The following is a 25,831-nucleotide window of genomic DNA, read 5'->3' as shown; positions in this document are numbered from 1 at the left end:
CCATAGTGCGACGCGAGTGGGGTGGTGGTGGTCAGGTTCCCTGGAACGAGGCTTTGAGAAACGACACCGTCGCTTCCCACGCTTGCGCGGTGGCGTCGGCGTGATAGCCGCCCGGCCTGGTCTCATCGCAGAAGGCATGCGTGGTTCCGGGATAGGTCTTGATCTCGATACGTTTCCCTTGGCTCGCCGCGGCGCGGAGAAGGTCCACATCCTGCTGGGTCGCCCAGGTATCGTGTTCAGCTTGATGATAGAGCAGAGGGCTCATCATGTTGGTCAGCTGGTCAGGCGCCGTGACCTTGCCATAGTAGGCGACCGCGGCTCGCAGTCGCTTGCGCTGGCAGGCAAACTGGATGGCCAGGGACGCGCCTAGACCAAATCCGACGACGCCGTGAATGTTTCGCTTGGTACGTTCAGTGGTATTCAGATATTCACAACAGGTGTTGATGTCTTGCAGCAGGAGTTTGTCGTTGCACTTTGCCGCGAGGGCTTCGGCCACCTCTGCGTTGGCGGTGACCATGCCGCCGAGTCGACCATACAACTTCGGGATGATGACGCCGTAGCCCTCACAGGCCAAGCGGGCCCCCAACGCCGTGATCTGAGAATTCATGCCCCACCAGTCGTGCAATAGTACGATACCGGGGTACATCACCTTATCTTGCGGCCAGAACTGGATGCATTCGACATGGACGTCTTTGCTGACCCGCGTGCGGATGTAGGGATCGACCATCGCATCCGTCGGTGTCGGGATCGCCATGCCGCTCGGGAAGCGAGCCGTACCGGTTCCGATCTGATCTAGCGAAAAAGGGGCGGTCTGCGTCGTCATGGGTGGTAGGGTCCTTTCTCCTGTAATCTCTGCGTCAGATGAGGGTCGATCGGTACTATAGGGAGCGGATTTGGGCAATGTCAATCGAGGCGGCGCGTTGGCGGCGGCAGCGTATTGACCGGCGGTGGCGAGGCCGGTAGAGTGCGCGGCAACCATGTCTCACGAACGTCGTCCGCCGCTCGGCATCGGGTTGATTGGGCTTGGCCATCATGGCAGCCGCTACGCTAAACACCTCATTCACGACCTGCCCGAGGCACGTCTGGTCGCGGTCTGTCGCCGTCATGCAGAGGAGGGGAGTGGTCTGGTCTCCGCACCCACCGTGCCTTGTTACGCTGACTACCACGAGTTGATTGCCGATCCCCTGGTCGAGGCCGTGGTGGTCGTGACTCCGCCCTCACTCAATCGTGACATCTGTGTCGCGGTCGCCGAGGCGAAGAAAGCCTTGCTCGTGGAAAAACCTCTCGCGACGACCGCCGACGAGGCGCGCATGATTGCCCAGGCGGCACGAGGCAGCGGGCAAATCATGATGACAGCACAGACTCTGCGGTTTGATGCCACGATACGTATGCTGCGTCAGCGGCAGGCCCAGATCGGCCTCCTGCAGTATCTCAGCCTGTCCAGTCGAATGGAGCCGCACGGCATGAGCGAGGAAAGCCGAGGATTCGGTGGACGCGGCTGTTTGCTCGAGACCGGTATCCATCTGCTGGACTTGGTGCGTCTGGTCACGGGAGAGAATGTCCGCACTGCCGCGTGCGAGATGGATGTGGTTCCTCCGGATGGAGCGGAGCGGCGGATTCTTGGTCGCTTGACCACAGAACGTGGGGCGGTCTGTTTATTTGATGTCTCGCGTGTGACGTCGGGACGGGTGGGACGTATCGAACTCATCGGTGCCGAAGGGCAGTTGTCGGCGGACTGGTGTGGGCAGCGGGTGATGCAGGTCTCGGCCCGACATGGCACAGGGGACTGGCCGACCAAAGCGGAACCGACCGTGCTGAGCGCCCTGCGGGCTTTCGTACGGTCCGTCCGCGACGGCTCACCGCCTCCGGTGTCAATCGAAGACGGCAAGCGCGCAGTAGAGATCGCCGAGACCTGTTATGCGTCGGCCCGGCTGGGCGGCCAGGCTGTACGGGTTGAGTATCGGTAAGCTAGGTTTCTGCAACGATGTGGGTATCGGTCTCTTCCACCCCTTCGATGGAATGAATGCGTGTGATCACGACGTCGGATAACGCCCGTTCATCTGCCACATTAATGAACACAAAAATGTCCGGTTGCCCGAAGCAGGCGTGAATTTGTTCCACGCCGGCAATACCCTTGAGTGCGGTGAGTACCGACTTGCCCTTGCCCGCCTTCACCTTGATGAGAATGTATGCTTTGGTTGCCATGCTGCCTCCTTGGGATACAGGTCGTGAACCATGTCACTGCGTCGGGTGACGCGCGTTGCTGCGAGGGGCGGTTATTCCGTTTTCGCTCCGGGCATCTCCCGGCGACGTTGGGCATAGACTTGCTGGAAGGTTGTCCCCTGTGTGGAAAATGCGCTGCTGCTTTGGCGGTAGAGTTCCGCAAGGATGTCAAAATCCTGCTTGCCGATATTGAATTCCCGGAACCCGTCGCTGAGGCCGCCTGCGCTCCAGGCGTTGTCCTGTTGGCCGGCCGCGATAACAGCTTCGAACGTGTCCGCCGACCACCCACTGAGACGGAAGGCGGCCTCCACCTCCTCCGCGCGGCTGCCGAGCTTGGCGCGGTGGGCGTCCGTAAAAAACTGTCGGATGGCCTGCTGATCGCTTTTTAAGAAGGCGGATTGGAATTGAATAACCGCTTTGATGATTCGATTGGCCTGGGGCGTCCCTTCCGGCGGAAGAATTCCGGCGTCTTCGAACGTCGCGAGCATGGCCATGACTGAGCCAATATAGACCGACGACGTTCGGCCAGACTGGGCGATGGTTTGTAGCGGAACCGCCGAGTCGGCTGCCCGGGGCTGACTCCTGACTCCGGTTGGAAGGAGCAGGCCGGGGATGAGCAGTACGAGCGCAAGGCGCAGGCGGAGCCATCGAGCCTGCGTCTGGTGTGACCGGAGTTCCGACTTTGCCACGTTTTCCCTGGACGTCAACGAGTCGTTCCGATGGTCACGTTGAGTCGGCATGTCGGCATTATACAGAAGCGGCGCAGAGCACGCTACCACGCGGCAATGTGGACGGGAATGCCTGGCCCAGCCGATTGAATTTGGCGCGGGCGACTGCCTATAATCGCGCTACTGGAGCCGATTTTCTGACGATTTGCTCTAGGCGGACACTCGACTCGAATGACGGTGGCGTGGAGGAATTGTGCTGGCCAATGTGTTGAGTGCCGCGATTGTGGGAGTCGATGCGCATCTGGTGGATGTCGAGGTGGACATCTCCGCAGGCCTCCCGCAGTTCTCCATCGTCGGACTTCCCGATACCACGGTACGTGAAAGTCGCGATCGCGTACGTGCCGCTCTTAAAAACAGCGGCTTTCACTTTCCCGTCAAAAAAGTCACGGTCAACTTGGCCCCCGCCAACATTAAGAAAGAAGGCGCGGGGCTCGATCTTGCGATCGCCCTGGGCATCTTGGTGGCTGAGGACATCATTCCGCCCGAGGCGGTGAAGGGGCATGTGTGTGTGGGGGAGTTGTCGCTGGACGGCCGGGTGAAACCTGTGCCGGGGGCGTTGTCGATCGGTGTGGTCTGTCGGCAGCGATATCGCATACTCGTGTCGGCCGACAATGCTGAAGAAGCGGCATTGGCTGACGGAACGGAAGTCTTCCCCGTTCATACGCTGCCCCAGGCGGTGGAGTTCCTTCGTGGTGTCCAGACCATTGTTCCGCAGTCATCCCCACCGGAGCAGCCGGCGCGATCCGCACGGGCTGAGGAGGAAGACTTTGCCGATGTGAAAGGTCAGGCACACGCAAAACGTGCACTGGAGGTGGCGGCGGCGGGTGGTCATAACCTGCTCATGATGGGTCCGCCCGGCTCCGGAAAGACCATGTTGGCGCGACGGCTTCCCGGCATTCTCCCGTTATTGGGGCAGGATGAAGCGTTGGAGACCAGCCGCATTCACAGTGTCGTGGGGCAATTGACTCGGGATCAGCCGTTGCTCCGGCGACGACCCTTTCGTGCTCCGCACCACAGCATTTCCGAAGCCGGCCTGATCGGGGGCGGGACGCTCCCGCGTCCCGGCGAGGTGTCCCTGGCTCACAATGGCGTGCTGTTTCTGGACGAGGCCGGCGAATTCGGTCGCGCCACGCTCGACGGGTTGAGGCAGCCGCTGGAGGACGGCCATGTCACGGTCACTCGAGCGAGCGGATCCCTGCGGTTTCCGGCTCGTTTCATGCTGGTGGCTGCCATGAATCCTTGCCCTTGCGGATATTACGGTGATCGCACCAGAGACTGCGTCTGCAGTGTGACGCAGGTACGACGGTATCGGGGACGATTGTCTGGTCCGCTCTTAGATCGCCTGGATCTTCAAATCGAAGTCCCGGCGGTTCCGATTCGTGCCCTCGGTGATGACGGGTCCCAGACTGACTCGTCGGAGACCATCCGCGCGAGGGTGATCGCGGCCCGGGCTCGACAAGCGGAGCGCTACCGGCGCGACGGGATTTACACCAATGCGCAATTGAAACCGCGCCACCTGAAGCAGTATTGTGCGTTAGACCCGCAAGGGCGGGAGTTGCTGGAGCAGGCCATGGCGCGGCTGGGGTTTTCTGCACGGGCACACGGACGCATCCTGCGGGTGGCTCGGACTATTGCCGACTTGGCTGAGTCTGATAGTATCGGTCCGGCGCACTTGGCCGAAGCCATCCAATATCGCAGTTTCGATCGTCGAGTGGAGTTGTGAAGGAATCGCCTGTCATCCATACCGCTCGTGTGTTTGCCTGGTGGTTTATCGTCGGCGCCACCATGGCGCTGGCGGTCATTCTGCTCCAGGGGGGGATCCGTGAGGCGATGCAAGCACAGGGGTCGGTCTGGGAACTTAAGTTGGTGGAATTTCTGACGACGATTCTTGGTGGTGGCTTACTCGGCGGGTGTATTGCTTTGATCTTGGATCGTATCAAGAAGTCGTGACAGGCGTCTTCGGATGCCGTGGAGGATAAGGAGTCGTGAGCATGGATATTGAAGTTGGGTCGAATCTGTATCGGAACTCCAACGGCATCATCGACATCGAGGGTGTGCCGCAATTTGAAGTGGCCATTAAGGAGCCCTCCCGAGCGTTGTTGGTCAACTTTGCCCTCTTCGACGAAGTGGGGCGGATGATGGCCAAGGTCGTAGACAGCAATCTCACCTTCAACGAGCGTCGCGCCTATCAGTTGGCCAAAAGCCCGACCAGCGTGTCGCTGAAACATGAAGAGTCTGGCACGGTCGTGTTCGCCCTGGAGTTGAAGGACGGCAACCGTGTGGTGTTCAGCCGAGGATCATTCCACACCATTAAAGGCCATCGCCTTGACGTGTCGCAGACGGAGTGGCGCATCGACAAAAAGCGCTTCAGCGGGAAAGACACGGATACCAAGGGTGGGGCGGTCTTCTTAGGGTAACCGCCCCCTTGGGTCTGTTCGGGTCACTGCTGGGGTGTCTGCGGCGCAACTGTTGGCACGATCACGATCTGCCCATCTTTCAGATCCACTACCGCCGTATCCCCATCCCGCAATTCTCCCTTGATCAGTTGGCGTGCCATCGGCGTTTCGATCTCCTGCTGAATGAGACGCTTCAACGGCCTCGCCCCGTACACCGGATCATACCCGCGACGGCCAAGATTCTGGAGCGCGTCCGGAGTCACCGTCAGCGTGATCCGCCGTTCCATCAGGCGGGCCCGCAGACGTTCCAGCTGAATCTCGACGATTTTCGTCAAGTGTTCGTGCCCGAGGGCATGGAACACGACGATTTCATCGACTCGATTCAGAAACTCCGGCCGGAAGTGCGCACGTAGCTCGCTCGTCACTTGCGCCTTCATCGTTTCATACGAAGCTCCGGCCTGCTGGGCTTCAAGAATATGCTGACTGCCGATGTTCGAGGTCATAATCAGAACCGTATTCTTGAAGTCGACGGTGCGCCCCTGGGAATCGGTCAGACGTCCATCATCCAGCACCTGCAAGAGAATGTTAAACACGTCATGGTGCGCCTTCTCGATTTCATCGAACAGGATCACCGAGAACGGATGCCGACGCACGGCCTCAGTCAGTTGCCCTCCTTCTTCGTAGCCAACGTATCCCGGAGGGGCGCCGATGAGCCGGGCTACCGTGTGCTTCTCCATGTATTCGGACATGTCGATCCGAATGAGGTTCGACTCGTCATCGAACAGTGTGACAGAGAGCGCGCGAGCCAGCTCCGTTTTGCCGACGCCGGTAGGGCCGAGGAATAGAAACGACCCGATCGGCCGGTTGGGATCCTTGATGCCGGAGCGTGCCCTGACAACGGCATCGGCCACCGCCGTAACCGCCTGCTCCTGGCCCACGACGCGTGTGTGTAGGAGCTCGTCCAATTTCAGCAGCTTTTCCATTTCGCCCTCGACGAGCCGGGTGACGGGAATGCCCGTCCATCGGCTCACAACCGCCGCAATGTCCTCTTCGTCTACCTCTTCTTTCAGCAGGCGAGTTTCGTTCTGCTTCTTGCCGAGGGATTGCTGCTCCAGTTCCAATTCGCGTTCCAGGCGCGGCAGTTCGCCATAGCGTAACTCAGCCACCTTGTTGAGGTCATAGGCCCGCTCGGACCGATCGATCTGTTGCTTCACGTCCTCGATCTGTTGACGGATCTTCCGGAGTTTGCTGACCGAATTCTTTTCGGATTCCCAGCGTGTCTTCAGTGCCTGGAGATCTCGATTTTTCTCCGCGAGTTCCTTTTCAATAGATTGCAGCCGTGCTTTGCTTCCCGGATCGGTTTCCTTCTTGAGCGCTTCCCGTTCGATTTCCAGTTGGAGCACCTTGCGTGATACTTCGTCGAGCTCGGCCGGGAGACTGTCGATCTCCGTCCGAAGGCGCGCCGCGGACTCATCGACCAGGTCGATCGCCTTGTCGGGCAAAAACCGGTCGCCAATGTAGCGGTTGGAGAGTTTCGCCGCCGCAACGAGCGCAGCATCCTTAATGCGAACCCCGTGGTGGACCTCGTAACGTTCTTTCAGCCCGCGCAGGATCGAGATGGTGTCTTCGACACTCGGCTGATCGACGAGGACGGTTTGAAACCGCCGCTCCAGGGCGGCGTCCTTCTCGATGTGTTTACGGTATTCATCGAGGGTGGTGGCGCCGATCAGATGCATTTCACCCCTGGCCAGCATCGGCTTGAGGAGATTAGCGGCATCCATCGCCCCTTCTGCGGCACCGGCTCCCACTACCGTATGGAGTTCGTCGATGAACAGCAGGACCTGTCCCTGCGCTGCCTGGATCTCCTTGAGCACGGCTTTGAGCCGTTCCTCGAATTCGCCGCGGAATTTGGCGCCCGCCACCAAGGCGCCCATATCCAGTACCACGACACGCTTTTGTTTCAGCCCTTCCGGCACATCGCCCTTGACGATGCGTTGCGCCAACCCTTCGACGATGGCGGTCTTGCCGACGCCGGGTTCGCCGATGAGCACCGGATTATTCTTTGTCCGACGTGACAAAATTTGAATGGTGCGGCGGATTTCGTCGTCGCGTCCGATCACCGGATCCAGCTTGCCTTGTCCGGCCAGTTTCGTGAGGTCGCGGCCATATTTTTCAAGTGCTTGATAGGTGCCTTCCGGATCTTGACTGGTGACCCGCTGGTTTCCTCTCACCTGCTGGAGTGCCGTGAGGAGGCGCTCGCGTGTCAGATTGAGGCGACGGAATACGCCTCCTTCTTCCACCATTGCCAAGACAATGTGCTCCACACTGATGAAGTCGTCCCGCAACTCCTTCATGTGGTCTTCGGCTTTTGTGAGAAGGGAGCCCAGCCGAGGGGTGAGATGGATCTGACCAGGAGCCGCGCCAGACCCCTGAACCTGAGGCAGTTTCGATAACGCTTGATCCGCCGCCTGCCGGACGGCGGCCGGAGACACCCCTGCTTGCTCAATCAGGGAACTCGCGATCCCTTGATCCTGCTCCAAGAGCGCCATGAGCAGGTGTTCGATATCGATCCCCTGATGGTTCCGGCGCATCGCAAGGGCTGAGGCACTCTGCAGGGCCTCTTGTAGTTTGACGGTCATCCGGTTCATGTCCATGTGGCGCACTCCTGGGTGGGTAAGTCTATGTATTGGAAGAACATAATCATACCGGGAGGCAAGTCAATAGCATCGGGTGGTTGTTCCTGATCCGTCTCGGTTCCTCAACCAGAGAACGGCATGGGTGACCGACTTGACCTGCCGGGGGAATCCGGCTTATTGTCCGCGTCCAGGTGCGGTTTTGGCCCCGTGCGCATTCCTAGTCTAATTTTCGACATTGTGATGACTGATCGATGTTGACGGTTGTGACCTCTACATTGCATCTCTATCGGGATGCATTTCACGCCACGGTTCGCTCCCTTATCCGTGGGTGGTTGGTGATTCTCTCCGTCGTTGTCTTCACCATGCTCATGCTCTTGGCCCAGCAAATCGCCCGTCCACTCGGGATGCTCGGCGGATTTCTTCTCGGTGCCGTGAACGCCTTGCTGATCGGAGCCACGTTGAGCCTGATAGAGCAGGCCATCAAGGGCATGAGAACGATCACATTCAACGACGTGCTGGAAAGCATGGGGCATTACTTTTGGGATGTCATTAGTGTGGGGTTTGTCCTCTGGATCCCCACCATGCTGCTGGACACGAGCCTTCGTGCCAATCCGGACAGCCAGTTTTTGGTGACTGCCTGTCTGCTGCTTGTGTTCATCCTGTTGAATCCCGCCCCCGAAGTCATCTACCTCACCAGGCACGATTCACCACTCGATGTCTTAAAGCGAAGTTATGATTTCGTGATCGACAATTGGATTGAGTGGTTTCTGCCGATGGCCTTAGTGTTGGCACCTCTGGGACTGTCGCTTTTTTTTAAACTGTCGAGTCAGTTGGGGAGAGGAGCCGGGCTTGATTTCATTCAACTGGTCTTTGTTCCCTTCACGGTGTTGAGCGCCTGGTTAACGGATCTTGGGATTTCTGCAAGTTTCACCGGTCTGGTTGCACTGCTGCTGACCCCACCCCTGATGGTGTCCATGCTCCTGTTTCGCGGCCATCTATTCGCCGCCTTGTCTTCGACTTCGAGACGGCAACGACTGTATCAATCGCAATTCTCCGACTCTGCTCGATAGGAGGGCCTCCGTCGTCTATCGGTTCCCCGGTGCACTGCACAATATGGAGAACTTGTTGAGGGCCGGCATGATCTGGTGTATGGCTAAGCCTACACCCATGCTTCTCAGGCCCCGGCCTCGACGAGTGACGGGGGAGGATGCCTCATCGTGCGCCTATCGATTTTTGGGCGACTGGTTCTGACATATCTGGTGATCATTGCCGTCATGACCGGTGTGAACGTGTATGCCCTGCTCCAGATCAGAACGTTGGCCGGGCTGAATACGGAGGTCGCCTCCCATCATCATCCGGAAATCGATTCTGCGAAACGGTTACTGGCATCATTCTATGAACAGGTTCAGAGTGAGAAAAAATATGTGGCGGTTCCCGCGTCCACATTCTTGGATCACTTTGACGGGGAGAGCAAAGAGTTTCAGGTGGTCTTACAGGGACTGTTTGCCCGAGAAGCGTCGGAGCCGGAAACCCGTCTGCTGAGGGATGTCGAGCGACTGCAGCAGACCCACTTGGCTCTCTTTCAGGCTCAACTTGCAGAGCCCAAAGGACAATCGGCTGCGGTGGACACTCGGTTTGATGCGCGTCGCGACATGCTGGCGACACAAATCACATCGATCCTTCAACAATATATCGGTCTACATGAAGCGCGTATTGCCGTCGGGGTGAATGCCTCACATGCCAGTTCGGCTCAAGCAGAATCGGTCACCCGCAATCTGGTGCTGGTTGCCCTGTTGTTTGGTCTCGGCATGGCTGCGGTGGCGAGCTACAACATTCTTCATCCCTTGCGCCGGTTGCAAGCCACCATTCAGGAAATGGGACAGGGAAACTTTCGTGCCAGCTTGGATGGACAGGCCCCACGAGAGTTGCGAGAGTTGGGTGACACTGTGAAATGGATGGGTGCGAGGCTTCAGCAGTTAGACGACATTAAGAGTGAGTTTCTGGCTCATGTCTCGCACGAACTGCGGACCCCGATGGCGTCGATTCAGGAGGGAACGCATCTCCTACTTGACGAAATTCCCGGCCCTTTGACCCAGGATCAACGCACGACGCTTCGGATTATGTCCGACAGTAGTCGACGATTGATGAACCTCATTTCGACTATTCTGGATCTCTCCAAAATGGAAGCCGGCATGATGGAATACCGGTTCGTGCCGACCGACCTTCGCCGAGTGGCCGATATTTCCGTGAATAAAATCCGCTTGCTTGCCGATGCGAAGCAGGTTCAGCTGGTGGTAGAGGCGCCGGTGGAACGTCATTGGGTAAGGGCCGACAGCACTCGCATCGAACAAGTACTCGACAATCTGCTCTCAAATGCATTGAAGTACAGCTCCGAGGGGGCGGTGGTGAAATTACAGATGACCCCGAGACGCGAAGAAGGAGTGCTGTACGTCGATGTGTCGGATTCAGGGCCCGGCATACCGGCGGAGGAAGTGCCGCATATTTTTGAGCGTTTTTACCAAGGCCGTACAAAGACCAGACATGCGTCCGTAGGAAGCGGGTTGGGACTGGCTCTTGCGAGGAAAGTCGTGGAAGCCCACGGTGGACGTATTTGGGTGGACAGTGAAGTCGGAAAGGGAACAACCGTGCGATTTATCTTGTGCCTGACGAAACCCGGGATGCTGGTCTAGTGCGGTGCTTGCGCAATAAAGGCCTGCTGCTCTTGCTCGGCATCCTGTCGGCCTGTAGTTCCGTCCCCCCCCCTTCGCTTCACAGTCCGTATTTCCCGGGTGAGGGGAATGATGGAAAACTCTCGCAAGTCATTATACGTAAGGATCCACAACTGACCTCCAAATGTTCTAGTAAAAATACCTGCGATCATGTATTCTTCACACTTGCTCTGACATCCCTGTACGAAAGTCGAGAGTCGGCCATTCACTATTTCGAAAAAGTCATCGCTGTCTCGCCGAAGAGTCAGTTGGCCGTTTCGAGCCGGCTTTGGTTACAGTTGCTTCAGGTCGGCGAACTCCCTCCCGATCCGTCCTGGTGGCGATCGGTGGTGAATGGACCCGCCATAGCTCAGACACAGGGTGTGCTTTCTCAGACAATTGAACGGACCGTCCGCGACTTGCTTGATCGGGAGTTAACCATTCAACAGCTGCGCGCATTACAGGATAGTGAATCGCAATCGCTTGAGATGATGCAACGCGAGTTGCAAGATCAGGAACGCAAAGCAGAATTGTTCAATTCCAGGCGAGAATCTCATCGTATGTCGGTCGATCCGGCCATGCTTCAGAACCTGCAGCGGCAGGTCAATGATCGCGATCGGAAGATAGAAGAACTTTCCAGTCAGCTAGAAGCGCTGAAGCGTATTGATCAGGAAATGCGAGGAAAAACTCGCCCGATCAAACCTCCGTCCAATCTGTTTTCTCCCCAACAGTCGGAGCAGCTCAAACCCTAAGGACCGTTATGGAGCATGAACGCATTCTTGTTGTGGATGATGACGAAGGTCTCCTGCACTTACTGAGGATGCGTCTTTCGGCACTGGGATTTTCTGTAACACCCTGCACAAATGGTCGCGATGCACTCGCTGCGGCACGGCAGGAGACGTTTGATATCGCTGTAACCGATCTGCGGCTGAGAGGGGAAGACGGATTGGAGCTGGCAGAGGAACTTCTCCGAATTCAACCCGGATTGCCTGTCATTATTCTGACCGCTCATGGCAGCATACCCAACGCGGTGGAGGCGATGCAGCGGGGAGCCTTTGGGTATTTGACCAAACCCTTCGACGATAAAGAGTTAAAAGCGACCCTTGATAAAGCATTGATCCAGTTGCGAATGACCCGTGAAATTCAGCGGCTAAAGTCGTTAGTGAAGGAACTATACGGCCTGGAGAACGTCATTGCCAGAAGTCCCGCCATGCAGCGGCTGTTTCAGCAGGTCGCTCAGATCGCCGACTCGGATGCGACCATTCTCCTCACCGGCGAAACCGGGACAGGGAAAGAGGTCCTCGCGCGAGTGCTTCACGCCAATAGTCGCAGGGCAAAGGGGCCGTTCGTTGCCCTGAATTGCGCGGCGGTCAGTGAAGGCCTCTTCGAAAGTGAATTGTTCGGGCACATTCGAGGGGCATTTACGAGTGCGCTGGCCGCAAAGCCGGGCCTGTTTCAGAGTGCGAATGGAGGCACACTCTTTCTCGATGAGATAGCAGAGATGTCACTGCCTATGCAGGTGAAGCTGCTTCGGGCGGTCCAAGAACGTGAGGTGCGTGAGGTGGGGGCAGGCTACGCGACGAAAGTCGACGTACGGATTATTACCGCCACCAACAAAGATCTTGCCGAATGCGTCAAAGCAGGAACGTTCCGTCATGACCTCTATTATCGAATATCGGTCGTGCCTCTGGCCATTCCACCCTTACGAGAACGGAAGAATGATATTCCGCTGCTGGCCCAGCACTTCCTCACGCAGAGTGTGAGACGTTCCAATAAGGATGTGCGTGGGTTTACCGCTGCGGCGATGCATCGGCTCATGGTGTATCCTTGGCCAGGCAATGTCCGAGAGCTAGAGAATGTAATCGAAAAAGCCGTGGTCATGTCTCGCCAGGATATGATAGTGCCGGATTTACTCCCGTCGGTCGGCCCATCGGCGGACATTGGCCTCAAACCATTGACTGAGGCCAAAGAAGAATTTGAACGTTCCTACTTGCGTAACGTGTTGCAGATGACTGGTGGAAATATCTCTCGGGCTGCTCAGTTTGCTGGGAGGTATCGGGCCGATTTCTACAAGATGTTAAAAAAGTATGGCTTGCATCCCTCCATGTTGAAAGAGCGTGTCGACTATGACTCAGGTGGTATCCCTCATGCAGAGGAAGAAGTCAAAGACGTCTAGGGTTAAACATGAGAATCTGCTTGGAACGGCCGGCTTACGAGACGCGCAAGTCTTCTTGTTCCCGCGTCGTGGATCTTTGTGATTCGGACCCCAAAATCTCTCCCGCTGACCCACCGCACGACGGCTTGCTCGATCTCTAAAGGTATTGTGTCCTCTGGGTGATCCATTCGTAGCGTGAGCTTCATTCCCAACTTGACTTGATGGTCACCCTGGATGCGGCACCCTCCTGCCGAAATATCTCGGACGATACCCTTTCCAAGAAAATCATCTGAAAGGTAATAACTGGAACTACAACGCATGACTCGCTGATAGGTGCGTAGCGTAAAATGCTTTGACATAAGCGGCACTCCTGCAGAAAGCAACGTTGTTCTCGGTCCTTCTAGCTATCGGAGGCACCAATGAGAACGACACTGTCGCTCCACCGCGGCGACTGACCCCGACCAGATTGCTGTTTGACAAATTGTGCCAGGCGGCGTTGTTCTTCGTGAGACGTGCGAATGAACTCAACCCCGAGCTTACAACCATCGACCCATCTGACGGCGGCAAGTGCCACGTTCAACGGCGTGGCACGATCAGGGAGAAAAAGCCGCAGCTGAATGTATTCGCCTGCGGTCATATTTTTCGAGCTTTCGAGGAGACACCCGGGTAGAGACAGATCCAAAATTCGTCCTTCACCGACAACGTTCTCACCTGCAAACATCACCGAGCAATCCACTAACACTCGTTGGCTATAGCGAGTCTGCATGGTGCTTCCTCCTTGCTGTGTTTCCCTCGGTTTGCCAAATTCAATGCTACTGGTGAATGAAACTATATGCCAATGTGCTGGTTGGGCCTAGTCCCCAGAATTGCTAACACTTTGGAGGGGGCGCTGCTGTCGGCGGGATACCTTAGCCAGAGGGGGCGCCGGCAATTCGGACAGTGTGGTAAGTGGTAGCCTGGCTTCACCGAAGCCACCAGGTGGTGGCGAACCAGAGGAGCGAGGCGATGAAGAGAACGCGACGGAATCACAGGGCGACGTTTCAGGCGCAAGTGGCGTTGGCGGCGGTCAAAGGCGACAAGACGCTGGCCGAATTGGCGGAGCAGTTTCAGGTCCACCCCACGCAGATCACCGAATGGAAGCAGCAATTGCTGGCGCGCGCGGCCGATGTGTTTGGTGGCACCAAGCCGCCGGCAGAAACTCCGGATCTCAAGACCCTCCACGCCAAGATTGGCCAACTGGCCCTGGAGAATGATTTTTTAGCCGGGGCGCTCACCAAGGCGGGCTTGCGGAGCGCAAAGCCATGATTGATCGCACCCATCCACTGCCTGTGCGGCGGCAATGCCAGCTGCTGAAGCTGGCTCGGTCCACTGCGTACTACCAGTCCACGCCGCTATCAGAGCCGGTGCTCGTGCTGATGCGGCGGATCGACGAGCTGCATCTGGCCCATCCGTTTGCCGGCGCCCGGATGCTGCGCGATCTCTTGCGGCAAGAGGGCCACGCCATTGGAAGACGACATGTGGCCACGCTGATGCGACGCATGGGTATTGAGGCCCTGTATCGGAAGCCGCATCTCAGCCGCCGGCATCCGGCCCATCAGGTCTACCCCTATCTCCTGCGCGACCTGAAGATCTCGCGACCCAATCATGTCTGGGCGGCCGATATCACCTATATCCCGATGGCGCGGGGCTTCGTGTACTTGTTTGCCGTCCTGGACTGGGCCAGTCGCCGGGTGTTGGCGTGGCGGCGCTCCAACACGCTCACGACCGACTTCTGTCTGGACGCGGTACAGGATGCTGTGAGCCGCTATGGCCCGCCCGAGATCTTCAATACCGATCAGGGGTGCCAATTTACCAGCCAAGAGTTCACGGGGCTTCTGACCCACCACGGCATCCAAATCAGCATGGACGGGAAAGGCTGCTGGCGAGACAACGTGTTTGTCGAACGGCTGTGGAAAAGCATTAAATACGAGGAGGTCTATTTACATGCCTACGACACCGTCGAGGCTGTGCACCAGGGCTTGGCGCGCTATCTAACGTTCTACAATCAGACCAGGCCACATCAGGCGCTTGGCGGCCAGACACCTGACCAGATGTACTATGAGAATCTGACAACACGGCGTGCGGCCGCGTAGTCAACAGTCCACCAGGCACCACTTAAGGAAGGCGCGAGACTGTCCAACCAACCGGAGCCACCTCTGCCAATGGGGCAGGGGATTTGAACATAACAGAGCAAAGTAGTAGTTAGGCCCTGATGCAAATAGTGAAGCGAAGGGAAAGAATGGAGCTGGCGAGAGGAATCGAACCCCCAACCGGCGGTTTACAAAGCAGTCCTGAGCCTCTTTCACCCCACCACTCCACAGCATCAGAACCACTGGAATCGCCTGATCCACCATTGGGTTAGGCGATAGTGCCATGTTGCGTGGAGTTGCTGTTCGAAACGCTAAAAAGGGCCGTTACGGTTACAATTTTGGTTACACATTTTCGAGGTGAGGTCGAACGTGGGCGGGAACGAAAAAGAACCGACGCAGCAATCGAGGCTGTCCCGCTCGGCCGGTGATGCCCGTGCGCGGGGTGGCGCAAGCCACCCGCGCAGGGGAGCCGCGCCAGCGGCCTCTCCTAAACTTGACAGGAGGACATTTCTCGGCGACCACACATGGCCTCACATCACACTACCTCCTGCAGGGAATGTCTGGTCCATCACGATTCATGATTTTGGAAAACAATGGGTCGAAATGTCTTGGGGAAGGTTAGACCCGATTCAAGGCAAGAAAGGAGAGAAAGGCGCATCGCGGAATAGAAAGATGAACGAGGCTCGGGCACGAGGCCGGGCCAAGAGCACCATTCGGAAGAAATGCCTGACCATCGGAGCCGACCATCTCGTGACCTTGACCTATCGAGCAAATGTAGAGGATCGAGACCGCGTGTTGCACGATCTAGGGCGGCTACGGCGGGCGCTTTCGCGATCGGGCTGCTCTATGCCCTATGTGGCGGTCCTGGAACGGCAACAGCGTGGGGCGCTGCATCCTCATCTCGCAGTGAAGGGGTTTCAGGATGTGCGGCTCTTGCGGCGCTGTTGGTACAGGATCGTCGGGAACGGCCAGGGGCAAGTCAATGTCCGAGGACCTCGTCCTGGCTGTTCTCCCGTGAAGCTTGCGCGTTATCTGTCGAAGTACATCAGCAAGGATTTCGACAACATGCCGCGTGACTTTGAGGAACACCGGTATTTTTGTTCGTTGGGCGTGAAGGTGCCAACGCAAAAGCATGAGTTTGTGCTCGACCGAACGGCAAAAGACGTTGAAAGAAGAATGTATACCCTCATACGACAAGAGGCATTGCGTCGCGTCGGCGTGTGCTGCCGTCTTACGGAGTGGATAGGTGGGTCGGGCACCTATGGATGGATTGCGGGTTTTGAGGATGCCTCCATACGATGGGATAACGGAAACGCTGAACGGGTGCCAATTACTCCAAGCTCATGACGCACCGCGCCGGCGCTTGCCGAAGTGCGGGCGCTCCTATGGATCTGGGGGGTGTCGAAGACTCCCCCCAGAGCGGTCCGTCGCTTACCTGGTCGCCTCGGTCACGGTGGTTGGCTGGAAGTCAGGGCCAGACTCTCGACCAAAGAACTGTCTCCACAGATCGTCTGCACACGCATCCCCCAAGGTTTGCAGGGCGGCTTTTAGAGCCGTGCCCTTGTCATCCCCGGTAATTTCATCACGATTCAATGTGGGAGTAAGGGTTTGATCTTTCGCATACGTGCAAGTTCCTTCCCAAACTATCTTCTGATCGTGAAGACGAACAAGTCGAGCTCGTCCTGTGTATGAAGGGCGGTAAGTACTATGGTCAGATGACAATCCGCCGTATAACACTGGTTCAATACTCCACTTCTGTGTCTTAAAATCAATCACATATCCTTCATTAAATTGTTCTTGTAGTCTGCGTGCGCTGTCGCTACTCATCAACTGTGCGGCTGGAAGAGCCGTCAACTGCAGCTCTCGTTGCCACGCCCTAAGGAAACGATTCTCGATTTGAGTGACCGGATCCATGAGTTGAGAGGCCGAGATAAACTTAGCTCCAGTCTCTCTAGCCTCGTCAAGTTGTAGTCCTCCCTCTATGGCGCCGCCAATTCCACCAAGCAGAATTCCCAAGGCTATACCACGGCCAGTTTGCCCACCTATCCAAATAGTAAATTTTTCTGGATCGTAATGAGCAATATGGATTTTAGTTTTGCCCGACAGATCGTTCACTGCTTCAGATGGCGCAGGTATCCGAGTCGTGCCGCAACCTGCTAAGAACACAATAGTCAGGGCAACTAGTATCCGAGAGAGTCGCATTCGGAACATCGTTCTATGGCCTTTCGCAAAGGTGTTGTGTTTACTTGTATTTCACGGCGATGCCGCTCACTGATGTGCATGTGAAGCTGTAGACGTTGTAGATCGGAATGAAGCCATACAAGCTGCTGGAGACGGTCACGTTGATCAATGCATCACCACCTTTTTGACTGAGTGCTTCGTCCACAGCTTTTGAAAAGCTGGAATCACCGAATGGAATAACGGCAAGGATGAAGTGCCGACAGCCAGATCCTTCCACTGGTCCAAGTTCCTCAAAACTCACACCCGACTTAAGTCTGTCTGCATTATTGGCCGAAGGTTTCGTGACAATGCCTAAGTTTCCGACCGACGTACAGCCGCTCATCAATGCGCCCCCAAAAGCAAGAAGTGCGCACAATCTGAACAAACGTTTCATAGGGCCTCCGGTGAGAATCAATGTTCTTGATGTCTTCATAACCCCTCTGCTAGACGGGTCAGTTTCCAAAGTGGACGGCAAGTCCACCCACGACATGACTGACGTTGAAGGTATATCGCTCATCCTGGGTGGCACCGGTAGAGCTTGTGAAGCCGAAGGTTTGGGTGGCGTGCGTAAATTTATACTCCGCAAACAAGGAGACGCGTTTGGCAAGGAAGACGTGCATGCCGGCGACGGCTTGAAGTGCTAGATCATAGTCTGATTTTCCGTTGGAGCCGAACGACGATTTTTGAACGCCTGGCCCTCCCCCGAGATATGGATAGAGCCGACCCTGAGGAAACTCAGCTGATACATATATCGGCAGACGGAGTAAGAGGTTGGTCGCGACGATAGTGGCATTCACATCCATGTTGCTACTCCGGCTAGCCGTCGCGACAACGGGAATCCCATTGAGTGTGCCATTTGCTTGGAACCGCCCAGCCTTTACGTCTGGCTGATAATTAGTGACATCCACCTCCAGCCCGAAATCCAGGCCGGTTGACCGTCGTAGCCCAGGAAACCAGACACCGACTTTTCCTCCCAAGGATTTTGAGCTGCCGAAGTCTTGATCCAAGACTGTAAGATTCATTCCGGAATTATTGACTTTCGCATCGGTTTTCGATGGCAACGTCATCCCGCCGAACAGTGCGATATAAGGATCGACTTGAGGTGTGAGACCGTTGTCTTCTGCGCAGGCAATAGGTACTGACCATGCCAGCGTGAGAACCAACACACTTCCACTCAGAAACCGCATGGTGAACATAACGAGTCCTCCTCCGAAGCTGGGGAGAGACTACTTCGAGCCGCATCAAGGCAACTAGTAGTCGAAGGGGGGAAGGCACTCTGCTATCGAGGAAGAACTTGAGTATGTAGGGCTTATCCGACGCGCGTGGATCTGCCCCCTCCTCACCGGACAGCGCCGTGGTTAATGAGGCTTACAAAAGTTTATGAATTGACTTTGATATAGCGCTTCGCTATAAACAAATTAATATAACGGAGGGCTATAAATGAGTCCTAAACCTAAAAACACGCCGCATCGAGTCCTATTGTCGTTGCCCACCGATCTCTATGAAACGATATCGCGCGTATCCGCTGCGATGGAAAAACCACGTGCCGAAATTATCCGCGATCTGCTAAGTGAGCAGCAGCCGATCCTCGAACACATGGCCACGATGTTGGAACAAGCAAAAGCGGGTAAGCTCGATCAGGCTATGAAGGGATGGAAGAAAATGACCGGTGAGGCGTTAAAAGGCCTTGGAGTAATCATGAATCCGCCTGAGCTTAAGAAACCCAAACTAAAATCCTAGCGGTGATTAGCTCCAGTGTGAAAACAATCAGTTCTAAACGAAAGGGGGTGATGGAAATGTCAGAGGAAGTATTCAAACGGCTGTATTCGGTCAGAGAGGCGGCTCGATACCTCGGTATCAGCCAGTGGGCAGTTCGTCATCTCAACTGGTCCAGCAAACTGCCCTGTGTGCGGCAAGGACGGCGCGTCCTGTTCGATATTTTCGATATGGACCGCTTCATCGAAAACAATAAGCGGGAGGGGCATCATGGGGATGATTTACCGACGCAAGAAACGCGATCCGACGACAGGGACTTTGGCCGAACAGGGCCCATACTGGATGAAGTATTACGTTGAGGGCAGACCTATCCAAGAAAGCACAAGGACCAGTGATAAGGACCGAGCAAAACGAATTCTGAAAATTAAGGAAGGGGAGATAGCTGCAGGGCTATATCGTGGGCCCAATATCGACAGAATAAGCTATGAAGACTTGGCTGCCCTCGTAAGACAAGATTACGAATTGAACAAACGTAAGACTGGAAGGCGGGTCAACGAGTACCAGAACCATTTAGAGCCATACTTTCGAAAGATGCGGGTGTCTGCCATTACCACCGAGCGAATCAAAGGCTATATCGTCAAACGTCAAGGGGAGGGCGCAGCAAACGGCACCATCAACCGGGAAACAGGATTTCTGAAGCGAATGTTTCGAATGGGCTTTCAACAAACACCTCAACTGGTCGCTCGGGTTCCCCATATTCCCCAGCTCAAAGAATACAACATTCGATCAGGATTCTTCGAGCACGAGGATTTCCTCGCCCTTCGAGGCGCCTTGCCTGATTATGCCCAGGTTGCTGCGACTCTTGCCTACTACAGCGGGATGCGAATGGGGGAGGTCTGTTCGCTGCAATGGCGGCAAATCAATTGGACGGAGGGAAAGCTATTTTTGCAGGCACAGGATACCAAAACCAATACGCCCAGGGTTCTGTATCTAACGGGCGATCTTTACCGGGTGCTTTTGGCTTGGAAGACACGCTGCGACCTCAAATGGCCTGGTTGTCCCTGGATCTGCCATCGTGGAGGAATTCGCCTACAGAGTTTGAAGCATTCTTGGCGGAAGGCGTGCGAGAGGGTCGGCCTCGGGGGGATGGTGAAAGATGAGAAGAAGAAGCATTTGGTATGGGTAGGTAGAATCCCACATGACTTCCGACGTACTGCTGTACGGAACATGGTGCGAGCCGGAGTGCCAGAAAAGGTGGCCATGTCCATTTCCGGCCATAAGACTCGAAGCGTGTTTGACCGGTACAACATTGTGAATGAGCGGGACCTCGAACAGGCAGCGCGTTCACTCTCTGCGTACTTTGAGCGTCAGACGGTTACACTTACGGTTACACTCGCAGAATTGCGAGGGGAGAGTAGTGGCTCTGTAAGCCGCCAACCGGTTGATTCGTCAGTTGAATTTATGGAGCTGGCGAGAGGAATCGAACCCCCAACCGGCGGTTTACAAATCCGCTGGTCGTCAGTTTTCAAGCCGATTGCAAACGCCGCGCCTAGAGCCTATTTCGACGCTATGGACGCGGCGTTTCTCTGTTTTGAGGGGGTCTGACGGGTCCGACCAGATCCGGGGTGTTTCGGGGTCATCTGTGAAGTCGGTGAACATTTTGTGAACACTTTTTCTGGCGAGAATTCCGGCGCGGCCTGGCTGCCATGCTCCTCTGTATGATGCGCGAGCAGTTTTCTGCCGGCCTCGACCAAATCAGCTTTTCTGACGATATGGTAACGCCGGTACACTGAATCAGTTTTGTGCCCGGAAATCGCCATCGCTACCTTACGCGGGATCCCAGCGTCTTCCATATTTGAGACGGCGGTCCTCCTGAAATCGTGAATCAGGGCGCCGCGATATCGTCGATTCCCGACCTCGGCGCCGTCGGGACGTTCCCAATGCCCCAGGCCCGCGCGCACACACGCGGTCTGCCATGCTGTCTTGTTTGACTTCATCGGCTTCCCTTTGTAGTAACAGACGGTCTTCACGTGAGGATAGGTGGCTTGTGTGAACACGTGCCACGACTTCAGTACCGTGTAGAGATCTCCTCCTAGCACGGCGACGCGTTGCTCTCCCGTCTTTGTATCGATGCTCTTTAATCGGATCTCGACCAGCTGTTTATTATGGTGAAATCGTACCTGTGTCCATTCGAGAGTGAGTGTTTCGCCGGACCGTGTACCGAGCCAGTATTCGATCGTCACCGGGACGACCACATGGGCGGGGAGGAGACCTCGGACCTTAATAAACTCTTGCCACGATCTCGTCCCGGACCGAGGCGGGGATTCCTTCAGGTCGGTCCATTTTGGAATATCATTGACGAGTCCGCGTTCATGCGCGATGCGATAGCCGCGCAGGAGAAATGACATCCGTCGATTCGTGCGCCCTGGAGAGAGTCCTCCCTGCCTCCATTCCTTCGCCCACACAGAGAGCTGATCGGCATCGATCTCATCGGCGCGTCGCGACGGCGCAAACGTGCTCCAGAAACTATGTAAATACTTGGCCCCGCGCTGGTCCTTGTGGGCGTTAGCCGCGTAGTCATCCACGACGAGTGCCACAAGGTCCGCGATCGTGGTCTCTTTTTCTATCCGTATACCGTGAGTTTGCGAGTAGAATTCTTCGCGAATTTTTTGGAGGATTTTTTCGGCGGTCTCACGCGTGCCACTCACTTTGAGACGAATATTTCTCCCGCGCCTGCCTTGGTTCCATGTGATGAGTTGCCTCTTGTGGCCGATGTTTTCAATCTGTCCGCCACGCACGTGCTTGCTTTTCGTGTGCCTCATCTCGTCGCTCCACTTCAGTATCAGTAAGGGGTCCGGCGGCATCGATTCACCGCCGGACCATGACGCCGCCTGCTAGTGCCGACGCGGCCGCGGGGCGGCATCGTAGCACACCAGCTTGGCCTCCTCCCAGGCCTCGAGGTCGCACACACGGACCCGCCATTGTGCGCGGGGCCCGTTGCCGAGTTTGAGCGCGCGGATCCCATCCGGCTGGCCCAAAATGGACCTCCTGAGATGGTCCTCCGTGATGGCTAAACGCGCGGCGACCTGCGAGACGGTGAGATGTTGGCCCGACGACTGTTGATGAGGCATCGCGCCTCCTTTACTGATGAGGGTGGGGGAAACAGCCCGCCGGCATCAGGCGGTTGCCCTTGTCGGGGCAAGCGACGCCATCCGCGCGGTCGCGGGCGATGAGTCCTTACAGTGTAGCAGGGGAGGAATGCACGAACGGGCAGGAACGGCTACCGAGCGCGCCGAGGTGCCTGCTTAGGGGTTGCTAATTTAGCTCGATCGACTTCAGCCACCTTCCTGTTCTTCGGTCTTATCAGTGGAAGAATAAGTCTTTGCATCTCATTTCTTGCAAGCACTTCAGTATCCAACAACCCCCGTCAGCAAGTGCTGTTACCACGAGATCAAATCGCGAAGCAGTTGCATTGCCTCAATCTAAGTTTACCAAGCGTTCCACCGCCCCGCCTCGACCGAGGAGCTCTGGATCCCCGGCGCCCAAGAGCCCCCCGCTGTCCAGCCAGTCGCGACTGGCTCTGGAGTCACACCCGTCGCGACGGGTCCTGAGGCAGCATGGGCCGAGGGCCACAAACAAGCCCTGCGCGACCAGACTCCCCCAGCTCCCCATGACCGCGGCTCCATCATGGCATCTCCGGCCGTTGCGGCGCGTGCGTGCGCTGGGACGCGGATTCCGGCCGGTGTGGCGCACGGCTACTACACTGCCGCTGCCTACAAACCCGCCTGCTACGACTACGATGAACAGCGCGAGGAGCAAGAGGGATGCGGATGGCATGCATCCTCCCTCTTGCTCCTCGCGTGAACCCTCGCGCGAACCTGCCACCACAACGCGTTTAGTGGCGTGGTAATTCCCGCGCTTCTGATCGCCCGCTTCGCATCATGTTCTGTAGTTGCTGGCAATCTCGCCGGCACGGAACAGAGAGTGGGTATGAAACTCTATATCGAATTAAACCAGGGCGAGCAGATCCACGGCCAGGCGTATGGGTATATCGGGAGGAATGAGACCGATAACGACGGAGAGGATATCGCCGGCTACTTCTTCACCTGGCTGGGAGCGACCGCTGTCGTGACGACCCAGGCGGAAAAAGAGGCGGTCCTGGAGTCGCTGGAGTTGGACGAGATCACGCAGGCGGACGAATGGATTCCCCAGGGCGAGCCCTACGACCTCCTCGAGAAAACGCTGGACGAGATCTTGGCGGAGCAAGCCACGTATTACGTCGTCGAGTGCGAATACGTCGGTCCGGACCCAGACCAGCACACCAATACCCACACCTACGAGATCACGACGACACCGCCGCGCCTGAATATGAGTCACGAGATCTGCACCGACGGCTGGCTGGGGACGACCAATGACTGGTCCCGGACGGCCCATGATGCGTTCGAAACCAAGGCGGACGCCCGCGAGTCGGTTCAGGATCTGTTGGCGGGCGAGGGCTACCGGGAACAGGACCTCGCCTCGCACCACGTCGCCGAGGGCGTCGTGGCCGTCTATCTGGTCGGGCGCCATGAGGCGCTGAACGCCGAGGCCAAGGACGAGGAAGGGGACGAGGCGTAGGAGTTGGAGGCCAAGAGGGAGGCAGCATCCGATCATCCTCCCTCTTGCTCATTCGCGTGAAGCCTCGCGTGAAGATGACAGCAACACTCGTTAGTGGCGCGATCTTTCCCGCGTTTATGTGTACTGGATTCGCATAATGATGAGTAGATGGTCGGCAATTCCGCCGATCAAACAAAAGGTGAGGCGATGGAAAATCAAGTGAACAATGCAGAGAAGGCCCAGATCCTGTCAGACGCGATCTTGGGCACAGACGTGCCGGTGGAACAGCTTTATGGGATCGTCGATGTCGTGAGTGAGAACCGGGCGGCTCTGGATGACGCGGGGGAATTCGAGGAACTGTGCTGGTCACAGCTGGATACCGACGGCGTCGAGGGGGAGCGGCTGACGCTCTTGAATGAGGCTCGTCGGCTCTGGCGCTACCCCGCGATCCGGGCAATCGCGATCGAGACGGTCCGGACCCGGTGCTACGAAGAATTGGCTTTGAACGACGTTGAGTAATTGAGGAGGGACACGATCATGAGCATGAGCAAGCGACGGTTTGAAGAATGGGAAGAGAAGCAGATCGTTAAGCGGGCGCTCGAAGAACGGAAGAAGAAGACAGAGGAGTCGGTCAAGTGAAGACGCTGACTATCGAGCAATACCGGACGGCCCAGACCGTCCGGATCGCCCGGCAGGCCGAACAGGCAGCCTACTGGGCGGCCAGGCATCTGGTCGAAACGCTCCTGGCGGCACGGATGGCCGCGGGAGCACGGACAATTAACCTACCCCCGATCAACTACTGATGAAGGGAGAGACGATCATGGCGGACAAGAGACAAGCATTGATGGATCACATGCAGAGCACAGGAGCACAGCTCCTGCGGTCGGTCGTGCTGGAGACGATGCGGTTTGAGGCGGCCGAGGCACTGACCATCCAGGCGCCGGCGGGGGCCGAGACTGACGCCGCGACGATCGCCCAGGCGATGGCCAACGGAACGTCTTACGGGACGATCCTGGGCATGCCCGAGGTCACTCGCTGGCCGGGGCTGTTAGACCGCATGCGCGCCGAGGCGATGGAGGAGCGCCGGGTCCGGGGTGCCGTGATTCTCGATTTTGATACACGCCACGGGGACGTGAAGATCCTCACTCGTGATCGTGGGACCTATATGCTGACACAGTCGCACCCGAGCTATAGCCGCACTTCTGCGGTATTGACGGAAGATCAGACGTGCGCGTATTTGCAAGCGCGGGGCACGACTCCGGCATTTATCGATCTGATGACTGACCCCGAGGCCTGGTCGGAGGAGAAAGTGCGGGGCCGGAGCTGGTTTCGTGAGCATCTTAAATAGCCGGACGGAACCCTGATAGAGAGAGCCACCAGTAATTATTCGTGAGAGATAAGGGGAGGGAGCGATGACGACAGCAACACAGGACATTGTGATTCATTCGAGCCGCATCTCGGTGCTAGAGCCGGAGACGGCGCTGGCGCCGACTGACGCGATCCGCACCGAGATTAAGAGCCTCGCGCGAGAGGTGAGCTCGAAGTTCCTCCGCCTCTCGCAACTGCTCCGGATCGTCCAGCGCGACGGGCTCTATAAACGGTGGGGCTTTGACAGTTTCGAGGCCTGGATCGAGCAGGACGACGTCCTCCACCCAGAGACGGCAAGAACCTTCGTGGCGATGGAAAAGACTCTCGTTGAAGAGGCGAAGATCCCCCGCGAGATGTTGGCGGATATCGGATGGACCAAAGCCAAAGCTCTGGTCCCTCTACAGAAAACGGGCCGCTTGGCCCCGAAGCGATCAGAGATCCTAGAAAAAGCCAAGAGTTTGCCGACGAATCAGTTCAACGACTATGTTCAACAGGTCCGGGTCGGTGCGATCGGTGGACCCGTTGCGACGGGCGGACAGGCCGTGGAGCCTTCCCGCCGGTCCGTGAATTTTTTCTTGTCGGCTGATCAAGAGGAGGCGATCACCACGGCGCGCCGCCTCGCCGAACAGGCGACTGGGAGCCTGGATCCGGGCTTTCAGCTCGCCAGTATTTGCCAGGATTACGTCTCCTCCGTAAGTGAAGACGAAGCCAAGGCCCCGGACGCATGGCGAGCACGACGGGTCTCTATGTTATTAGATGTCCTCGTGAATCATTTTGGTCTGGTCGTCGAGGTTCAGGGAGCGAAGAGTCTAGAGGGCCAGCGAATTCTTCAGCTCGTCAAGGGCAAGCCGATCGACGGCGCCCCAGTCATGTAAGTTCTCTTCTTCTCTCTTTTCTCCGGCGGTCTCTACGGCCGCCGGGGCGCCTCCTTCCTCCTCTCTAAATAGCAACCCCCG

General features: G+C 56.8%; 30 protein-coding genes. 19 read left to right on the top strand and 11 right to left on the bottom strand.

What is annotated here, in order from left to right; genetic code table 11:
* Positions 1 to 31: 31 nt before the first annotated feature.
* Entirely contained in the window at positions 32 to 823 is a 792-nt protein-coding gene (locus tag KJA79_RS18285; RefSeq protein WP_213043498.1) for a dienelactone hydrolase family protein, read from the bottom strand.
* A 154-nt stretch (positions 824 to 977) separates the two neighbouring features.
* On the opposite strand from KJA79_RS18285, the gene KJA79_RS18280 reads away from it, so the two are divergent.
* Positions 978 to 1,967, top strand: coding sequence for a Gfo/Idh/MocA family protein (locus KJA79_RS18280; protein WP_213043497.1), 990 nt, complete (start codon positions 978 to 980; stop codon positions 1,965 to 1,967).
* Between the two features lies 1 nt (position 1,968).
* On the opposite strand, the gene KJA79_RS18275 is transcribed toward KJA79_RS18280, so the two are convergent.
* Both KJA79_RS18275 and KJA79_RS18270 read right to left on the bottom strand, forming a co-directional pair.
* Complete coding sequence (locus KJA79_RS18275) at positions 1,969 to 2,205, bottom strand: Lrp/AsnC family transcriptional regulator (RefSeq protein ID WP_213043496.1); 237 nt, start codon at positions 2,203 to 2,205, stop codon at positions 1,969 to 1,971.
* Positions 2,206 to 2,276: 71 nt separating this feature from the next.
* Positions 2,277 to 2,963, bottom strand: a complete 687-nt coding sequence (locus tag KJA79_RS18270; protein ID WP_213043495.1) for a hypothetical protein — start codon at positions 2,961 to 2,963, stop codon at positions 2,277 to 2,279.
* 181 nt (positions 2,964 to 3,144) lie between these two features.
* Between KJA79_RS18270 and KJA79_RS18265 the strand changes: the two genes are divergently transcribed.
* Genes KJA79_RS18265 through KJA79_RS18255 form a run of 3 tightly spaced genes read left to right on the top strand, consistent with a single transcriptional unit; the run spans position 3,145 to position 5,368 of the window.
* Positions 3,145 to 4,674: a YifB family Mg chelatase-like AAA ATPase gene (locus KJA79_RS18265; RefSeq protein ID WP_213043494.1), complete on the top strand. Its 1,530-nt coding sequence runs from the start codon at positions 3,145 to 3,147 to the stop codon at positions 4,672 to 4,674.
* Complete coding sequence (locus tag KJA79_RS18260) at positions 4,671 to 4,901, top strand: hypothetical protein (RefSeq protein ID WP_213043493.1); 231 nt, start codon at positions 4,671 to 4,673, stop codon at positions 4,899 to 4,901. The genes KJA79_RS18265 and KJA79_RS18260 overlap by 4 nt, the downstream gene beginning before the upstream one ends.
* Positions 4,902 to 4,942: 41 nt before the next feature.
* Positions 4,943 to 5,368 (top strand): hypothetical protein, encoded by a 426-nt coding sequence (locus KJA79_RS18255; RefSeq protein ID WP_213043492.1) that lies wholly within the window; start codon positions 4,943 to 4,945, stop codon positions 5,366 to 5,368.
* A gap of 23 nt (positions 5,369 to 5,391) precedes the next feature.
* On the opposite strand, the gene clpB is transcribed toward KJA79_RS18255, so the two are convergent.
* Complete coding sequence (gene clpB / locus KJA79_RS18250; protein ID WP_213043491.1) at positions 5,392 to 8,001, bottom strand: ATP-dependent chaperone ClpB; 2,610 nt, start codon at positions 7,999 to 8,001, stop codon at positions 5,392 to 5,394.
* A 233-nt stretch (positions 8,002 to 8,234) separates the two neighbouring features.
* Between clpB and KJA79_RS18245 the strand changes: the two genes are divergently transcribed.
* The 4 genes from KJA79_RS18245 to KJA79_RS18230 all read left to right on the top strand — a co-directional run bounded on the left by KJA79_RS18245 (position 8,235) and on the right by KJA79_RS18230 (position 12,867).
* Positions 8,235 to 9,053: a hypothetical protein gene (locus KJA79_RS18245; protein WP_213043490.1), complete on the top strand. Its 819-nt coding sequence runs from the start codon at positions 8,235 to 8,237 to the stop codon at positions 9,051 to 9,053.
* 147 nt (positions 9,054 to 9,200) lie between these two features.
* On the top strand, positions 9,201 to 10,673 hold the full coding sequence (locus KJA79_RS18240) for a sensor histidine kinase (RefSeq protein WP_213043489.1): 1,473 nt from the start codon (positions 9,201 to 9,203) through the stop codon (positions 10,671 to 10,673).
* Positions 10,674 to 10,705: 32 nt separating this feature from the next.
* Positions 10,706 to 11,443 carry a hypothetical protein gene (locus KJA79_RS18235; RefSeq protein WP_213043488.1) on the top strand — a complete coding sequence of 246 codons (738 nt, stop codon included), beginning with the start codon at positions 10,706 to 10,708 and terminating at the stop codon, positions 11,441 to 11,443.
* An 8-nt stretch (positions 11,444 to 11,451) separates the two neighbouring features.
* Positions 11,452 to 12,867: a sigma-54-dependent transcriptional regulator gene (locus KJA79_RS18230; protein WP_213043487.1), complete on the top strand. Its 1,416-nt coding sequence runs from the start codon at positions 11,452 to 11,454 to the stop codon at positions 12,865 to 12,867.
* 2 nt (positions 12,868 to 12,869) lie between these two features.
* Here KJA79_RS18230 and KJA79_RS23390 read toward each other — a convergent pair whose 3' ends face one another.
* The gene (locus tag KJA79_RS23390) at positions 12,870 to 13,205 is read right to left on the bottom strand and encodes a PilZ domain-containing protein (RefSeq protein ID WP_213043486.1); all 336 of its coding nucleotides are present in this window, start codon (positions 13,203 to 13,205) and stop codon (positions 12,870 to 12,872) included.
* A gap of 41 nt (positions 13,206 to 13,246) precedes the next feature.
* Positions 13,247 to 13,612 (bottom strand): PilZ domain-containing protein, encoded by a 366-nt coding sequence (locus KJA79_RS18220; protein ID WP_213043485.1) that lies wholly within the window; start codon positions 13,610 to 13,612, stop codon positions 13,247 to 13,249.
* A gap of 239 nt (positions 13,613 to 13,851) precedes the next feature.
* Here KJA79_RS18220 and KJA79_RS18215 point away from each other — a divergent pair.
* Positions 13,852 to 14,978, top strand: a protein-coding gene (locus KJA79_RS18215) for an IS3 family transposase (RefSeq protein WP_246507767.1) whose coding sequence is annotated in 2 segments (ribosomal slippage) — positions 13,852 to 14,107 and positions 14,107 to 14,978 — 1,128 coding nt in all. Because the reading frame shifts where the segments join, the coding sequence is not laid out codon by codon here.
* A gap of 669 nt (positions 14,979 to 15,647) precedes the next feature.
* Complete coding sequence (locus KJA79_RS18210) at positions 15,648 to 16,322, top strand: rolling circle replication-associated protein (RefSeq protein ID WP_213043483.1); 675 nt, start codon at positions 15,648 to 15,650, stop codon at positions 16,320 to 16,322.
* An 84-nt stretch (positions 16,323 to 16,406) separates the two neighbouring features.
* On the opposite strand, the gene KJA79_RS18205 is transcribed toward KJA79_RS18210, so the two are convergent.
* The 3 genes from KJA79_RS18205 to KJA79_RS18195 form a co-directional block, all read right to left on the bottom strand.
* Positions 16,407 to 17,090, bottom strand: coding sequence for a hypothetical protein (locus tag KJA79_RS18205; RefSeq protein WP_213043482.1), 684 nt, complete (start codon positions 17,088 to 17,090; stop codon positions 16,407 to 16,409).
* 127 nt (positions 17,091 to 17,217) lie between these two features.
* A complete protein-coding gene (locus KJA79_RS18200; RefSeq protein WP_213043481.1) occupies positions 17,218 to 17,589 on the bottom strand; it encodes a hypothetical protein in 372 nt (123 codons plus the stop codon).
* 58 nt (positions 17,590 to 17,647) lie between these two features.
* Positions 17,648 to 18,391 (bottom strand): outer membrane protein, encoded by a 744-nt coding sequence (locus tag KJA79_RS18195; RefSeq protein ID WP_213043480.1) that lies wholly within the window; start codon positions 18,389 to 18,391, stop codon positions 17,648 to 17,650.
* A 244-nt stretch (positions 18,392 to 18,635) separates the two neighbouring features.
* Between KJA79_RS18195 and KJA79_RS18190 the strand changes: the two genes are divergently transcribed.
* The 3 genes from KJA79_RS18190 to KJA79_RS18180 are packed head-to-tail and all read left to right on the top strand — an operon-like array spanning position 18,636 to position 20,516.
* Complete coding sequence (locus tag KJA79_RS18190; protein ID WP_213043479.1) at positions 18,636 to 18,935, top strand: ribbon-helix-helix domain-containing protein; 300 nt, start codon at positions 18,636 to 18,638, stop codon at positions 18,933 to 18,935.
* A 50-nt stretch (positions 18,936 to 18,985) separates the two neighbouring features.
* The gene (locus tag KJA79_RS23385; protein ID WP_213043478.1) at positions 18,986 to 19,270 is read left to right on the top strand and encodes a helix-turn-helix domain-containing protein; all 285 of its coding nucleotides are present in this window, start codon (positions 18,986 to 18,988) and stop codon (positions 19,268 to 19,270) included.
* Entirely contained in the window at positions 19,182 to 20,516 is a 1,335-nt protein-coding gene (locus tag KJA79_RS18180) for a tyrosine-type recombinase/integrase (protein WP_213043477.1), read from the top strand. Before KJA79_RS23385 ends, KJA79_RS18180 begins: the two co-directional genes overlap by 89 nt.
* Here KJA79_RS18180 and KJA79_RS18175 read toward each other — a convergent pair.
* Both KJA79_RS18175 and KJA79_RS18170 read right to left on the bottom strand, forming a co-directional pair.
* Positions 20,468 to 21,733 (bottom strand): tyrosine-type recombinase/integrase, encoded by a 1,266-nt coding sequence (locus KJA79_RS18175; protein WP_213043476.1) that lies wholly within the window; start codon positions 21,731 to 21,733, stop codon positions 20,468 to 20,470. The two genes, KJA79_RS18180 and KJA79_RS18175, sit on opposite strands and share 49 nt — an antisense overlap.
* A gap of 72 nt (positions 21,734 to 21,805) precedes the next feature.
* On the bottom strand, positions 21,806 to 22,042 hold the full coding sequence (locus tag KJA79_RS18170; protein ID WP_213043475.1) for a hypothetical protein: 237 nt from the start codon (positions 22,040 to 22,042) through the stop codon (positions 21,806 to 21,808).
* 556 nt (positions 22,043 to 22,598) lie between these two features.
* On the opposite strand from KJA79_RS18170, the gene KJA79_RS18165 reads away from it, so the two are divergent.
* The 6 genes from KJA79_RS18165 to KJA79_RS18140 all read left to right on the top strand — a co-directional run bounded on the left by KJA79_RS18165 (position 22,599) and on the right by KJA79_RS18140 (position 25,750).
* Entirely contained in the window at positions 22,599 to 22,775 is a 177-nt protein-coding gene (locus tag KJA79_RS18165) for a hypothetical protein (RefSeq protein ID WP_213043474.1), read from the top strand.
* A gap of 126 nt (positions 22,776 to 22,901) precedes the next feature.
* Positions 22,902 to 23,528 (top strand): hypothetical protein, encoded by a 627-nt coding sequence (locus tag KJA79_RS18160; RefSeq protein WP_213043473.1) that lies wholly within the window; start codon positions 22,902 to 22,904, stop codon positions 23,526 to 23,528.
* Positions 23,529 to 23,714: 186 nt separating this feature from the next.
* Complete coding sequence (locus KJA79_RS18155; RefSeq protein ID WP_213043472.1) at positions 23,715 to 24,026, top strand: hypothetical protein; 312 nt, start codon at positions 23,715 to 23,717, stop codon at positions 24,024 to 24,026.
* 116 nt (positions 24,027 to 24,142) lie between these two features.
* Entirely contained in the window at positions 24,143 to 24,310 is a 168-nt protein-coding gene (locus KJA79_RS18150) for a hypothetical protein (protein ID WP_213043471.1), read from the top strand.
* Between the two features lie 17 nt (positions 24,311 to 24,327).
* Positions 24,328 to 24,855, top strand: coding sequence for a hypothetical protein (locus KJA79_RS18145; protein ID WP_213043470.1), 528 nt, complete (start codon positions 24,328 to 24,330; stop codon positions 24,853 to 24,855).
* 64 nt (positions 24,856 to 24,919) lie between these two features.
* Positions 24,920 to 25,750, top strand: a complete 831-nt coding sequence (locus tag KJA79_RS18140) for a hypothetical protein (RefSeq protein WP_213043469.1) — start codon at positions 24,920 to 24,922, stop codon at positions 25,748 to 25,750.
* The last annotated feature ends 81 nt before the right edge of the window (positions 25,751 to 25,831 follow it).

It is taken from the genome of Nitrospira defluvii, assembly GCF_905220995.1.
Taxonomy (GTDB): domain Bacteria; phylum Nitrospirota; class Nitrospiria; order Nitrospirales; family Nitrospiraceae; genus Nitrospira_A; species Nitrospira_A defluvii_C.
This window is presented reverse-complemented; position numbering and strand designations above follow the sequence as displayed.

Excerpts from the sequence above, each read along its gene's own strand:
- KJA79_RS18200 (WP_213043481.1), bottom strand. The coding sequence starts at position 17,589 with ATGAAACGTTTGTTCAGATTGTGCGCACTTCTTGCTTTTGGGGGCGCA.
- KJA79_RS18255 (WP_213043492.1), top strand. The coding sequence starts at position 4,943 with ATGGATATTGAAGTTGGGTCGAATCTGTATCGGAACTCCAACGGCATC.
- KJA79_RS18275 (WP_213043496.1), bottom strand. The coding sequence starts at position 2,205 with ATGGCAACCAAAGCATACATTCTCATCAAGGTGAAGGCGGGCAAGGGC.
- KJA79_RS18280 (WP_213043497.1), top strand. The coding sequence starts at position 978 with ATGTCTCACGAACGTCGTCCGCCGCTCGGCATCGGGTTGATTGGGCTT.
- KJA79_RS18165 (WP_213043474.1), top strand. The coding sequence starts at position 22,599 with ATGGCATCTCCGGCCGTTGCGGCGCGTGCGTGCGCTGGGACGCGGATT.
- clpB (WP_213043491.1), bottom strand. The coding sequence starts at position 8,001 with ATGGACATGAACCGGATGACCGTCAAACTACAAGAGGCCCTGCAGAGT.
- KJA79_RS18170 (WP_213043475.1), bottom strand. The coding sequence starts at position 22,042 with ATGCCTCATCAACAGTCGTCGGGCCAACATCTCACCGTCTCGCAGGTC.
- KJA79_RS18220 (WP_213043485.1), bottom strand. The coding sequence starts at position 13,612 with ATGCAGACTCGCTATAGCCAACGAGTGTTAGTGGATTGCTCGGTGATG.
- KJA79_RS18285 (WP_213043498.1), bottom strand. The coding sequence starts at position 823 with ATGACGACGCAGACCGCCCCTTTTTCGCTAGATCAGATCGGAACCGGT.
- KJA79_RS18145 (WP_213043470.1), top strand. The coding sequence starts at position 24,328 with ATGGCGGACAAGAGACAAGCATTGATGGATCACATGCAGAGCACAGGA.
- KJA79_RS18180 (WP_213043477.1), top strand. The coding sequence starts at position 19,182 with ATGGGGATGATTTACCGACGCAAGAAACGCGATCCGACGACAGGGACT.
- KJA79_RS18190 (WP_213043479.1), top strand. The coding sequence starts at position 18,636 with ATGAGTCCTAAACCTAAAAACACGCCGCATCGAGTCCTATTGTCGTTG.
- KJA79_RS18245 (WP_213043490.1), top strand. The coding sequence starts at position 8,235 with ATGTTGACGGTTGTGACCTCTACATTGCATCTCTATCGGGATGCATTT.
- KJA79_RS23390 (WP_213043486.1), bottom strand. The coding sequence starts at position 13,205 with ATGTCAAAGCATTTTACGCTACGCACCTATCAGCGAGTCATGCGTTGT.
- KJA79_RS18140 (WP_213043469.1), top strand. The coding sequence starts at position 24,920 with ATGACGACAGCAACACAGGACATTGTGATTCATTCGAGCCGCATCTCG.
- KJA79_RS18160 (WP_213043473.1), top strand. The coding sequence starts at position 22,902 with ATGAAACTCTATATCGAATTAAACCAGGGCGAGCAGATCCACGGCCAG.
- KJA79_RS23385 (WP_213043478.1), top strand. The coding sequence starts at position 18,986 with ATGGAAATGTCAGAGGAAGTATTCAAACGGCTGTATTCGGTCAGAGAG.
- KJA79_RS18210 (WP_213043483.1), top strand. The coding sequence starts at position 15,648 with ATGAACGAGGCTCGGGCACGAGGCCGGGCCAAGAGCACCATTCGGAAG.
- KJA79_RS18175 (WP_213043476.1), bottom strand. The coding sequence starts at position 21,733 with ATGAGGCACACGAAAAGCAAGCACGTGCGTGGCGGACAGATTGAAAAC.
- KJA79_RS18195 (WP_213043480.1), bottom strand. The coding sequence starts at position 18,391 with ATGTTCACCATGCGGTTTCTGAGTGGAAGTGTGTTGGTTCTCACGCTG.
- KJA79_RS18155 (WP_213043472.1), top strand. The coding sequence starts at position 23,715 with ATGGAAAATCAAGTGAACAATGCAGAGAAGGCCCAGATCCTGTCAGAC.
- KJA79_RS18270 (WP_213043495.1), bottom strand. The coding sequence starts at position 2,963 with ATGCCGACTCAACGTGACCATCGGAACGACTCGTTGACGTCCAGGGAA.
- KJA79_RS18230 (WP_213043487.1), top strand. The coding sequence starts at position 11,452 with ATGGAGCATGAACGCATTCTTGTTGTGGATGATGACGAAGGTCTCCTG.